At 63.4% G+C, this 11,462-nt stretch carries 12 protein-coding genes; 5 read left to right on the plus strand and 7 right to left on the minus strand.

The genetic code is table 11. From position 1 onward, the window contains the following. The first annotated feature begins 75 nt into the window (after window positions 1-75). Window positions 76-315 (plus strand): hypothetical protein, encoded by a 240-nt coding sequence (locus BLU62_RS32225; RefSeq protein WP_139179956.1) that lies wholly within the window; start codon window positions 76-78, stop codon window positions 313-315. Window positions 316-691: 376 nt separating this feature from the next. On the opposite strand, the gene BLU62_RS02210 is transcribed toward BLU62_RS32225, so the two are convergent. After that, on the minus strand, window positions 692-892 hold the full coding sequence (locus tag BLU62_RS02210) for a hypothetical protein (protein WP_074847866.1): 201 nt from the start codon (window positions 890-892) through the stop codon (window positions 692-694). Between the two features lie 527 nt (window positions 893-1,419). Here BLU62_RS02210 and BLU62_RS34750 point away from each other — a divergent pair. From BLU62_RS34750 to BLU62_RS02225, 3 genes are all read left to right on the plus strand, one after another. Continuing rightward, complete coding sequence (locus tag BLU62_RS34750; RefSeq protein ID WP_099047818.1) at window positions 1,420-1,989, plus strand: endonuclease domain-containing protein; 570 nt, start codon at window positions 1,420-1,422, stop codon at window positions 1,987-1,989. 227 nt (window positions 1,990-2,216) lie between these two features. Beyond that, window positions 2,217-3,719 (plus strand): tape measure protein, encoded by a 1,503-nt coding sequence (locus BLU62_RS02220; RefSeq protein ID WP_159441521.1) that lies wholly within the window; start codon window positions 2,217-2,219, stop codon window positions 3,717-3,719. Further along, complete coding sequence (locus tag BLU62_RS02225) at window positions 3,716-4,171, plus strand: hypothetical protein (protein WP_074848223.1); 456 nt, start codon at window positions 3,716-3,718, stop codon at window positions 4,169-4,171. Before BLU62_RS02220 ends, BLU62_RS02225 begins: the two co-directional genes overlap by 4 nt. A gap of 214 nt (window positions 4,172-4,385) precedes the next feature. Here BLU62_RS02225 and BLU62_RS02235 read toward each other — a convergent pair whose 3' ends face one another. The 4 genes from BLU62_RS02235 to BLU62_RS34755 form a co-directional block, all read right to left on the minus strand. Beyond that, window positions 4,386-4,694 (minus strand): hypothetical protein, encoded by a 309-nt coding sequence (locus BLU62_RS02235; RefSeq protein ID WP_074848227.1) that lies wholly within the window; start codon window positions 4,692-4,694, stop codon window positions 4,386-4,388. After that, complete coding sequence (locus tag BLU62_RS02240; RefSeq protein WP_074848229.1) at window positions 4,640-5,893, minus strand: hypothetical protein; 1,254 nt, start codon at window positions 5,891-5,893, stop codon at window positions 4,640-4,642. Before BLU62_RS02240 ends, BLU62_RS02235 begins: the two co-directional genes overlap by 55 nt. Before the next feature lie 28 nt (window positions 5,894-5,921). Next, a complete protein-coding gene (locus tag BLU62_RS02245; protein ID WP_139179957.1) occupies window positions 5,922-6,725 on the minus strand; it encodes a tape measure protein in 804 nt (267 codons plus the stop codon). Between the two features lie 95 nt (window positions 6,726-6,820). Next, on the minus strand, window positions 6,821-7,096 hold the full coding sequence (locus BLU62_RS34755) for an endonuclease domain-containing protein (RefSeq protein WP_099047824.1): 276 nt from the start codon (window positions 7,094-7,096) through the stop codon (window positions 6,821-6,823). Window positions 7,097-7,913: 817 nt separating this feature from the next. On the opposite strand from BLU62_RS34755, the gene BLU62_RS02255 reads away from it, so the two are divergent. Beyond that, window positions 7,914-8,114, plus strand: coding sequence for a hypothetical protein (locus tag BLU62_RS02255; protein ID WP_074847866.1), 201 nt, complete (start codon window positions 7,914-7,916; stop codon window positions 8,112-8,114). A gap of 925 nt (window positions 8,115-9,039) precedes the next feature. Here the strand turns inward: BLU62_RS02255 and BLU62_RS02265 are convergent. Next, complete coding sequence (locus tag BLU62_RS02265) at window positions 9,040-9,651, minus strand: hypothetical protein (RefSeq protein ID WP_139179958.1); 612 nt, start codon at window positions 9,649-9,651, stop codon at window positions 9,040-9,042. A 432-nt stretch (window positions 9,652-10,083) separates the two neighbouring features. Further along, a complete protein-coding gene (locus BLU62_RS02270; protein ID WP_074848237.1) occupies window positions 10,084-10,341 on the minus strand; it encodes a hypothetical protein in 258 nt (85 codons plus the stop codon). Window positions 10,342-11,462 lie beyond the last annotated feature (1,121 nt).

The following is an 11,462-nucleotide window of genomic DNA, read 5'->3' on the forward strand; positions in this document are numbered from 1 at the left end:
GATGGACCCCGCCGAGATCAAGAAGTACCAGGACTGGATCACCCCGTTCGGGGAAGCGGATGTGAAGATCGCCGAATGGGCGAACAGCCTCAACAGCGCGGAGAAGACGCTGCCGCGCCCGGTCGACGCAGAGGAAACCTGAAGGGTTTCGAGGAGAAGGAAGTCACCCTCCGGTGGCTCAAGCCGTACGTGTCGGCTGCCGAGTACAAGCTCCTGATGACGAAGATCCCTGAGGGCACCATCCAGTGGATCAAGAAGCAGCTCGAAGATCCTGACATCACAGTGGGGGAATCTTCGGCCTCCGCCGACTCCTAGACGAGCACGGGGAGGCCATCGAGTACGACCTGATTTCCCGCGGCCTCAGGTTGCGGGATCTCGGGAAGCCCTGGTTTTCATGGACTGACCTGCGGGCTATTGTCCGCAGGGCTCGCACAGACCACGCAATGGAGCTGTTCCGGGCATGGAATCCTGACACTTGGCTGTGGTCTGATCCGTCTGTGATGCTCTTGTCGGAGGTGGCGACGATCGTTTCCGACCTCCGATACATGCAGGCGTTGACCACGTTTAACGAAGTGCCTGAGATCTACTTCCCGGCCCGGTATGGGCCGCCTCGGGATGACGCTGCCGAAGCTACCGAGGGCGAAGGTCCCAGCGAGGCTGAGAAGGCTCGGGCGGTCGCGGCGTCGATGCGCTAGATATCACCGGACTTCACTAGTTCGCCGCCGAACTGTCCCGCAATCTGGCCTGCCATGACCGCGTTCTGGTCGAGGCTGATCAGCCAGGTTGGTCCCGTTACGTAGTAGTGGCGATCGCCAGTGATGTCTCCCGTGATGTCAGAGTGCTTTACCGATGCAGCGATTCCCTTCGAGGCGAGGTCTTCTGAGAACCACACACTCAGTCGAGCTTCGGCCGTTGGGGTTAGTGGGCACGATCCGTGCTCAGCCTTCGGCCCCGAGGTTGCGTCAGTAACCAGGCATGGGAAGCCGGCTGAAGTTAGTCCGGCCGCGAGTTGACTCACTGACGTGTACGCACCTGCGACTGCAGGGGCAGGTGCGGAGGCCGACGATGTCGCAGGAGCCTTACCGGCCTCGGGGCTTCGGTCGCTGCACCCAGAGGCGGCGAGGGCGAATGCGATTACTGGGATGGCAATGCATGCACGTTTCATCTCGACAGGATAAGCCGTCAGTGCGACGACCCGAGATAGAATGGAGCGACCCCGGAGGTGCTACCAACACCAGCCGGGGCCTAACCCACTCGCTTGAAGCACCAAGGAGGGCTGCCGTGAAGGCTACCCGAACCCGACGTCCATGTCCGACATGTGGATCACCCATCGACCGAGGTCCCGGACAGCATGCGTACTGCTCCGACGAATGTCGCCCCATCTGCGAGCACCCCACATGCGACCGCCCTACGCGGGGCATGCAGACGGTGTGCGACTCGCACCGGGTTCAGCTTGATCGCCACGGCGAACTCCGGCCGGACACGTGGTCGAAGGAATGGGTGTGCGTCGTTTGCGGGGCAGGTGTCCCGAAGGGGTCGGGGCGCCGTAAGCACTGCTCGAGGGGCTGTCAGCAAACCGACTCTCGATACAACGGGCGTCGCCCAACGACGGCGAAATGTCGGCTATGCGGGCAGGACTTCTCCCTACAGCGGCGCACCGGGGCGAGGCTTCAGCGCACCGACACTCAGTGGTGCCGCACCTGCGGTAGAGAATCCCCCGAAGCGCGCCGATATCTGAAGTACGGAATCACCCCGGAGGAGTACGCGGCCGCGATGAATCGGGGCTGCGACATCTGCGGCGAGCGCGTGGGGGCGCTACATATCGACCATGACCACAGCTGCTGCCCTCCACGGAGTAAGCAGTGGCGAACCTGCGGGCAGTGCGTCCGCGGATTCCTCTGCGGATCGTGCAACCGCGGATTGGGCCTACTGAAGGATGACCCGAACGTGCTGCGAAGCGCGATCGAGTACCTCGGTCGAAAGGCCTAGAAACAGCGCATACATACGGACTCAACGAACACCCCTAAGGCCATGAGCCTCTGGGGTGTTCGTCATTTCTGGCGGCAAGCAAAGGGGGTGGCAGCGTGGCCACGGAGCTAGGTGTTGCCTACATTTCCATCGTTCCAGAGACGAGCCGTATCGCTCCTGGCATCCGTAACGCGCTCAATGGTGCTGAACGCGGCGCTGGTGACACTGGGCGTCGCATGGGTCACACGATGTCCACCGCCCTCGGCACGGCGCTGGGGATTGGCGTGTCGAAGGCGGCGGGCGCAGCATCGAAGGTGCTGCAGGATGCCCTGTCGGCAGGCTACAACCGGATCACCACCCTGGAGAAGGCGGACATCCAGTTCCGCAATATGGGGCTGTCGGCCGGTGACACGAAGCGTCAGCTTGCCGATCTGAATGACATCGTCACCGGCACCTCGACTTCGCTGGCTGATGCAGCGGCGGCAGCAGCGATGCTGGGCGGTGCTGGCGTGGCGGCGGGCGACGACATGAACAACGCTGTGAAGGCGTTGGTGAACATCTCTGCGGCCTCTGGCGCCTCGGCGCAGGACATCGGCCTCGTGATGATGCAGATCAAGGCGTCGGGCAAGTTGATGGGCTCGGAGGCGTTGCAGCTGGCCCAGCGCGGCGTGCCGATCTATGACCTCATTGCGAAGTCGATCGGCAAGACGACTGCCGAGGTCCGCACCCTCGGCGAAGAGGGCAAGATCTCGTTCGACCAGGTCGTCACGGCGATCAACCAGGGCACCGGCAACCTCGCGAAGGAGATGGGCGAGACCCTTCCCGCGAAGCTCGCCAACTTCCGGACCGCGATGGGCCGCCTGTCGGCTGCGGGCATGGAGCCGTTCCTTCTCCGCGCCAAGGGCGGCGTTGTCGGCCTGACCGAAGCAGTAAACGATCTCACCCCGAAGATGAAGGATTTCGCGCTCGCCGCGGACGCCAAGATCTTCGACCAGTGGGTGCCGCAGCTCAAGGGTCTGTATGCAACCCTCGAGGGCTCGGGAGCTCTTGATCGAGCGGCCGAAACCTTTACGGCGCTGTGGGATTCACTGATGGAACTCGGTCCTGCAGCGCGTACGATTGGGGCGGCACTCGCGGAAGCGTCTGCGTCGCTCGGCGTCGGCGGCTGGCAGGTGTTCCTGGCGACGGTCCAGACGGCGTCGGGGATTCTGCAAGGACTCGCCCCGGTGCTTCAGACTGTCGGCGATCTCATGGAGGCGCATCCGGGTTACGTCACCGCAGCGCTCGCGGCGTGGTTGGCGTTCCGAACCGTGCCCGCAATCCTGGGGCGCGTCACGACGGCGCTCGGCCCGATGCATACGGGAATCAGTCGTGTCGGAACGGCGTTCGGCGGTGTGCGTCCGGCAATCGGCAACTTCACCGACGCCTATCGGACCTCGCTTGGCTACATCCGGCAGGCGAACCCGCAGCTCTCGACGGCCGGCGCCCATATCCGCGTCCTTGGTGCCAACGCGGGAATGGCCGCTTCCGGCGGACTCAGCGCACTACGTGGGGCGGCCGGTGGACTGTCTGCGGCATTGGGCGGCCCTTTGAATATCGCGCTCATGGCTGGTGCCGCATATCTGATGATGGGCGCGCAGGCTCACGCCGATGCGACGCAGAAGGCGAAGGCTCAGTCGCAGGCGGTGAAGGAGCTTGCGGAGTCCCAGAGGCTGATGGTGCCGCTTTCCGTGAGTCCCGCGGTGCCATGAACGATGACACCTGGGCCAAGGCTGCGGAACAGGTTGGGGCGTACCAGAAGACGCTGAGCACTGCCGCCGATCAGCACAAGTCGACGTGGGAACAGCTCAAAGAGGTCGGCGGCCTCTTCAAGATGGCATCCGGCTCGAACGAAGTGCTGAATGAGAACGCCGAGCGAGCCATGGCGGCTGAAAAGGCGATCCGCGATCTCGGGATGTCCAACGAAGAAGTCGCCCGCTCTCTGTACGGCTCCGACGGACAGTGGAAGCTGCTTGGTGACCGACTTGCCGCCACTGGCGAGGGCGGCATCATGGCGGCGGGCCAGCTCTCGAAGATCCGTGATGAGTTCATGCGCCAGCGCGAGGCGGCTGGGCGCGTGGCGCCTGGCGTCTCCGAACTCGCGAGGCAATGCGCGTCCTGGGCGACAAGACGTCGACCGCGGCGGAGAAGACACGGGCGCTGAAGTCGGCGCTCGATGCGTTGAACCCCGCCCGCACTGAGGGTGAGGCGATTGCCCGTCACAACGACGTGATGCGTCAGGTTGCTGACTCGACCAAGGAGGCTATCAACCAGTCTGAGGGTTCGGTGCGGCGCTCCTGAGTCAGAAGCTGGGCATCGACACGGCAACGAAGAATGGTGCTGCGCTCCGCAATCGCTGTGGACATTGTCGCGATCGCTCAACTGAATCTAGCACCCGACGCGGCAGCATCAGTTGTGGCGTCCACAATGTCCACCAGCGATTGCCGGAGCGCAGCACCATTCTTCGTTGCCGTGTCGATGCCCAGCTTCTGACTCAGGAGCGCCGCACCGAACCCCTCAGACTGGTTGATAGCCTCCTTGGTCGAGTCAGCAACCTGACGCATCACGTCGTTGTGACGGGCAATCGCCTCACCCTCAGTGCGGGCGGGGTTCAACGCATCGAGCGCCGACTTCAGCGCCCGTGTCTTCTCCGCCGCGGTCGACGTCTTGTCGCCCAGGACGCGCATTGCCTCGCGAGTTCGGAGACGCCAGGCGCCACGCGCCCAGCCGCCTCGCGCTGGCGCATGAACTCATCACGGATCTTCGAGAGCTGGCCCGCCGCCATGATGCCGCCCTCGCCAGTGGCGGCAAGTCGGTCACCAAGCAGCTTCCACTGTCCGTCGGAGCCGTACAGAGAGCGGGCGACTTCTTCGTTGGACATCCCGAGATCGCGGATCGCCTTTTCAGCCGCCATGGCTCGCTCGGCGTTCTCATTCAGCACTTCGTTCGAGCCGGATGCCATCTTGAAGAGGCCGCCGACCTCTTTGAGCTGTTCCCACGTCGACTTGTGCTGATCGGCGGCAGTGCTCAGCGTCTTCTGGTACGCCCCAACCTGTTCCGCAGCCTTGGCCCAGGTGTCATCGTTCATGGCACCGCGGGACTCACGGAAAGCGGCACCCATCAGCCTCTGGGACTCCGCAAGCTCCTTCACCGCCTGCGACTGAGCCTTCGCCTTCTGCGTCGCATCGGCGTGAGCCTGCGCGCCCATCATCAGATATGCGGCACCAGCCATGAGCGCGATATTCAAAGGGCCGCCCAATGCCGCAGACAGTCCACCGGCCGCCCCACGTAGTGCGCTGAGTCCGCCGGAAGCGGCCATTCCCGCGTTGGCACCAAGGACGCGGATATGGGCGCCGGCCGTCGAGAGCTGCGGGTTCGCCTGCCGGATGTAGCCAAGCGAGGTCCGATAGGCGTCGGTGAAGTTGCCGATTGCCGGACGCACACCGCCGAACGCCGTTCCGACACGACTGATTCCCGTATGCATCGGGCCGAGCGCCGTCGTGACGCGCCCCAGGATTGCGGGCACGGTTCGGAACGCCAACCACGCCGCGAGCGCTGCGGTGACGTAACCCGGATGCGCCTCCATGAGATCGCCGACAGTCTGAAGCACCGGGGCGAGTCCTTGCAGAATCCCCGACGCCGTCTGGACCGTCGCCAGGAACACCTGCCAGCCGCCGACGCCGAGCGACGCAGACGCTTCCGCGAGTGCCGCCCCAATCGTACGCGCTGCAGGACCGAGTTCCATCAGTGAATCCCACAGCGCCGTAAAGGTTTCGGCCGCTCGATCAAGAGCTCCCGAGCCCTCGAGGGTTGCATACAGACCCTTGAGCTGCGGCACCCACTGGTCGAAGATCTTGGCGTCCGCGGCGAGCGCGAAATCCTTCATCTTCGGGTGAGATCGTTTACTGCTTCGGTCAGGCCGACAACGCCGCCCTTGGCGCGGAGAAGGAACGGCTCCATGCCCGCAGCCGACAGGCGGCCCATCGCGGTCCGGAAGTTGGCGAGCTTCGCGGGAAGGGTCTCGCCCATCTCCTTCGCGAGGTTGCCGGTGCCCTGGTTGATCGCCGTGACGACCTGGTCGAACGAGATCTTGCCCTCTTCGCCGAGGTGCGGACCTCGGCAGTCGTCTTGCCGATCGACTTCGCAATGAGGTCATAGATCGGCACGCCGCGCTGGGCCAGCTGCAACGCCTCCGAGCCCATCAACTTGCCCGACGCCTTGATCTGCATCATCACGAGGCCGATGTCCTGCGCCGAGGCGCCAGAGGCCGCAGAGATGTTCACCAACGCCTTCACAGCGTTGTTCATGTCGTCGCCCGCCGCCACGCCAGCACCGCCCAGCATCGCTGCTGCCGCCGCTGCATCAGCCAGCGAAGTCGAGGTGCCGGTGACGATGTCATTCAGATCGGCAAGCTGACGCTTCGTGTCACCGGCCGACAGCCCCATATTGCGGAACTGGATGTCCGCCTTCTCCAGGGTGGTGATCCGGTTGTAGCCTGCCGACAGGGCATCCTGCAGCACCTTCGATGCTGCGCCCGCCGCCTTCGACACGCCAATCCCCAGCGCCGTGCCGAGGGCGGTGGACATCGTGTGACCCATGCGACGCCCAGTGTCACCAGCGCCGCGTTCAGCACCATTGAGCGCGTTACGGATGCCAGGAGCGATACGGCTCGTCTCTGGAACGATGGAAATGTAGGCAACACCTAGCTCCGTGGCCACGCTGCCACCCCCTTTGCTTGCCGCCAGAAATGACGAACACCCCAGAGGCTCATGGCCTTAGGGGTGTTCGTTGAGTCCGTATGTATGCGCTGTTTCTAGGCCTTTCGACCGAGGTACTCGATCGCGCTTCGCAGCACGTTCGGGTCATCCTTCAGTAGGCCCAATCCGCGGTTGCACGATCCGCAGAGGAATCCGCGGACGCACTGCCCGCAGGTTCGCCACTGCTTACTCCGTGGAGGGCAGCAGCTGTGGTCATGGTCGATATGTAGCGCCCCCACGCGCTCGCCGCAGATGTCGCAGCCCCGATTCATCGCGGCCGCGTACTCCTCCGGGGTGATTCCGTACTTCAGATATCGGCGCGCTTCGGGGATTCTCTACCGCAGGTGCGGCACCACTGAGTGTCGGTGCGCTGAAGCCTCGCCCCGGTGCGCCGCTGTAGGGAGAAGTCCTGCCCGCATAGCCGACATTTCGCCGTCGTTGGGCGACGCCCGTTGTATCGAGAGTCGGTTTGCTGACAGCCCCTCGAGCAGTGCTTACGGCGCCCCGACCCCTTCGGGACACCTGCCCCGCAAACGACGCACACCCATTCCTTCGACCACGTGTCCGGCCGGAGTTCGCCGTGGCGATCAAGCTGAACCCGGTGCGAGTCGCACACCGTCTGCATGCCCCGCGTAGGGCGGTCGCATGTGGGGTGCTCGCAGATGGGGCGACATTCGTCGGAGCAGTACGCATGCTGTCCGGGACCTCGGTCGATGGTGATCCACATGTCGGACATGGACGTCGGGTTCGGGTAGCCTTCACGGCAGCCCCTCCTTGGTGCTTCAAGCGAGTGGGTTAGGCCCGGCTGGTGTTGGTAGCACCTCCGGGGTCGCTCCATTCTATCTCGGGTCGTCGCACTGACGGCTTATCCTGTCGAGATGAAACGTGCATGCATTGCCATCCCAGTAATCGCATTCGCCCTCGCCGCCTCTGGGTGCAGCGACCGAAGCCCGAGGCCGGTAAGGCTCCTGCGACATCGTCGGCCTCCGCACCTGCCCCTGCAGTCGCAGGTGCGTACACGTCAGTGAGTCAACTCGCGGCCGGACTAACTTCAGCCGGCTTCCCATGCCTGGTTACTGACGCAACCTCGGGCCGAAGGCTGAGCACGGATCGTGCCCACTAACCCCAACGGCCGAAGCTCGACTGAGTGTGTGGTTCTCAGAAGACCTCGCCTCGAAGGGAATCGCTGCATCGGTAAAGCACTCTGACATCACGGGAGACATCACTGGCGATCGCCACTACTACGTAACGGGACCAACCTGGCTGATCAGCCTCGACCAGAACGCGGTCATGGCAGGCCAGATTGCGGGACAGTTCGGCGGCGAACTAGTGAAGTCCGGTGATATCTAGCGCATCGACGCCGCGACCGCCCGAGCCTTCTCAGCCTCGCTGGGACCTTCGCCCTCGTAGCTTCGGCAGCGTCATCCCGAGGCGGCCCATACCGGGCCGGGAAGTAGATCTCAGGCACTTCGTTAAACGTGGTCAACGCCTGCATGTATCGGAGGTCGGAAACGATCGTCGCCACCTCCGACAAGAGCATCACAGACGGATCAGACCACAGCAAGTGTCAGGATTCCATGCCCGGAACAGCTCCATTGCGTGGTCTGTGCGAGCCCTGCGGACAATAGCCCGCAGGTCAGTCCATGAAAACCAGGGCTTCCCGAGATCCCGCAACCTGAGGCCGCGGGAAATCAGGTCGTACTCGATGGCCTCCCCGTGCTCGTCTAGGAGTCGGCGGAGGCCGAAGATTCCCCACTGTGATGTCAGGATCTTCGAGCTGCTTCTTGATCCACTGGATGGTGCCCTCAGGATCTTCGTCATCAGGAGCTTGTACTCGCAGCCGACACGTACGGCTTGAGCCACCGGAGGGTGACTTCCTTCTCCTCGAAACCCTTCAGGTTTCCTCTGCGTCGACCGGCGCGGCAGCGTCTTCTCCGCGCTGTTGAGGCTGTTCGCCATTCGGCGATCTTCACATCCGCTTCCCGAACGGGGTGATCCAGTCCTGGTACTTCTTGATCTCGGCGGGGTCCATCCACTTGCGCGGCGGCATCGACACCAGTACCGGATCGCGCCGGGGATGGGACGGCGAACTTCAACAGGTGATCGTCGGACGAGGGGCTACTGCGTAGCCTTCGGGAACAGACATGGTTTGACCAGGAACCTTTCAACATTGGGATAGAACTTCAACCAGGAGCAGCCCGGCCTGGCAAAGGACGCGGCTCCTGGTCAGGACAACATGACACCCTTCGCCAGGCCGAGATTGTGTGCCCGGGAGCTAGATACCTCCCCGGCAAGACGGGTCAGCTACCGAAGTGGCGGCGATGCCGTCCACGTCGCCGAACTCGTCGACGTAGTCGCCGTTGGAGTTGCGGAACGCTCGGATCGTCAACTCCACGCCGACGCGTCCTGCGACTCGTCCTTCCACTCCGCGATCTCCGAGACGCGGCCCTTCTCCACGACGTACGTCTTGAACTTCTTGCCGCACTTCGTGGCGAACACGTGGGCGACAGCGGAAGCTGCGACGAGTTGTGGCGGACGTGGTAGCGCTGCCCCTTGCCGCCGGCAGCGGGATGAGGGTGACGTTGTCGTCACCTGCGACGGTCCGCTTCACCGACGGCAGGTCGACGTCGAGCAGCTTGATCTTGAAGCTGGTGCCGTACTCGGTCTGCACATCGACGTAGTCGCCACCGTCGAAGTCCTTGACGGTGTTCGAGGTGCGGGTGATGCCGACCGACAGGCCGTCGACCGCCGCGGTTCCGTGGTCCTCGAACGCGGCGTTCAGGTCTTCCGGCGACTCGACCGGAGCGGTGGAAGCGTGGTACCAGAGGTGCCGCCAGTAGACGCCGCCGTCGAGCGACTGCGCCACGTAAGAGTGTTCGACTGCCATTGTTTTGCCCTTTCAGGCGAGGTGACCAGGAGCCGCGAAAGGTTATTCAGTTAGGAGACTTTAGGTTCGGAGCACGAAGAGTGTCCGTGAACTGGAACCGGAATGCTTTTCATAGTCCGGGTTGGATAGTCGGCCAGGCTGTTCATGACCCAGTCGGTTACCCACAGGCCTGCCCATGGGCCGCCCGAGGATGCAGCCTGGAATCCGTCCGCGATGGTTCCGATCGATTGCTCAGTCCACGCCGTGTCCGGCTGCCTTGGGTTGAGCCGTACAGTTCGACAAGGATGCGAGCGCGATCCAGTGAGCGATCCCGTGGGCCGCCGATACGAGAAACCTCCCGAATCGGGCAGGTCTTCTGAGACGGTCGTGGAGAACTTCACTCCAGCAGCGCCGCTCGGCAGATGGAGAGCGCCGCCAGCGTGGGTGTCGACATCAGTTATCGAGAGCCCTGAGGATCGTGTTGTTGCGGGCATTGTCGCGTTGCGCCTTGTAGTCGGCGGTGACGACAGAGGCACGCCAACGGCCCTGGGACGTGCCATGCCTGCCCGTGAACCCACCGCGTACTGCCTCGCCCATAGCGCTCGCATCGTCAGCAATGCGCTCAGCATGACCCTCGAGCTCGCTGATGATGTCGGACGTCCGACCGTATCGGACGTCCTTGAACGCCTTCTGATTCCACTCGATTCTCACGACGACTTCACCACCTTCAGAGTTACGACGTAGCAACCGCCGCCCGTGAGAGACGGAATCCTGGTGTAGTCCTTGGGTTGGCCGACAACGTCATAGACAGTTCCGTCGATGACTTCCCTGTCACGTGGTGACACCGGACCGAAATCGGGAGGACGATGATTCCCACGTCAACGGAGTCCCGGATGTGCCCGGGAATCTAGTTCATCGCTTTGTGGGTCGATGAACGTCACGAACTTCCGCGGGTCCGGTTCGCCCAGGACTCGACATCGTTGCCGTAGTCGTCGGCGCCGGTTCCGTTGACGGCAGGTGTTCTACGTCGAAGACGGCGGGTATTCCCTACGGTGCCTGGACAATGACTTGCCTCCTGCCAGCGAAACGATGCCGCCAACTTCAGGTCCGACTCGGACATCTGCAACCCGAGTTCGGCGCTCGGACGACCATGCAGTGGTCTGCGAGATCGGACCTGCGGAGTCGGTCAGCGACCGGGCTCCGGCCATCACTTCCTCCGGCGTCACAAGAGCGCGGATCACATTTCGGCGACCGCATTCTTCACACGCGGCGGCACTTCTCCGCCATGCGAGTATGTGACAGTGAGGAACGTGAAGAATCACATCCGACGGTCAACCACATCCCATTTCGGGTGTAGTCCACAGAGTTTCCCGCGTCATCGGTCACAGACGTCACCCCTGTGACTGGCAACTGGTCCAGACGGACCGCCCACCATTCACCTTCAACCGCACCGTCGACTCGCCGGGGTGAACTGCTCACCTTCAACCGCACCGTCGACTCGCCGGGGTGAACTGCTGTTGGGATGCGGCACGGAACTGGTCCGATGCCGCATCCAACAGTTGATACACCGACGCGTGCTCAGGTTCGTCAGGTCCCTTTGCGCCACGGCGATCACGTCGTCACGAACAGCAAGGGGAGGAAGAGACACCTGGATCAGCTACCCGAAGTCATTCCGAACTTGACGACGCCGTCCGGACGGACAACCTTGCCGCCGTACACGTGCAGGCCGCGCAGCCGGTCGGCGAAGCTGTTGTCGGCGCGCAGGGCCTCCACCTTATCGAGCTGCGACACGTAGGCCGCGGCCTCCGGGTGGAACGCACGAAGCCGGGGGT

The sequence above is a fragment of the Gordonia westfalica genome, assembly GCF_900105725.1.
GTDB lineage: Bacteria > Actinomycetota > Actinomycetes > Mycobacteriales > Mycobacteriaceae > Gordonia > Gordonia westfalica.

What these genes read in the sequence shown, in the direction of transcription:
- BLU62_RS32225 (WP_139179956.1), top strand. Translation starts at nt 76, where the DNA reads ATGGGCGAACAGCCTCAACAGCGCGGAGAAGACGCTGCCGCGCCCGGT.
- BLU62_RS34750 (WP_099047818.1), top strand. Translation starts at nt 1,420, where the DNA reads ATGCAGACGGTGTGCGACTCGCACCGGGTTCAGCTTGATCGCCACGGC.
- BLU62_RS02220 (WP_159441521.1), top strand. Translation starts at nt 2,217, where the DNA reads ATGTCCACCGCCCTCGGCACGGCGCTGGGGATTGGCGTGTCGAAGGCG.
- BLU62_RS02225 (WP_074848223.1), top strand. Translation starts at nt 3,716, where the DNA reads ATGAACGATGACACCTGGGCCAAGGCTGCGGAACAGGTTGGGGCGTAC.
- BLU62_RS02235 (WP_074848227.1), bottom strand. Translation starts at nt 4,694, where the DNA reads ATGCGCGTCCTGGGCGACAAGACGTCGACCGCGGCGGAGAAGACACGG.
- BLU62_RS02240 (WP_074848229.1), bottom strand. Translation starts at nt 5,893, where the DNA reads ATGAAGGATTTCGCGCTCGCCGCGGACGCCAAGATCTTCGACCAGTGG.
- BLU62_RS02265 (WP_139179958.1), bottom strand. Translation starts at nt 9,651, where the DNA reads ATGGCAGTCGAACACTCTTACGTGGCGCAGTCGCTCGACGGCGGCGTC.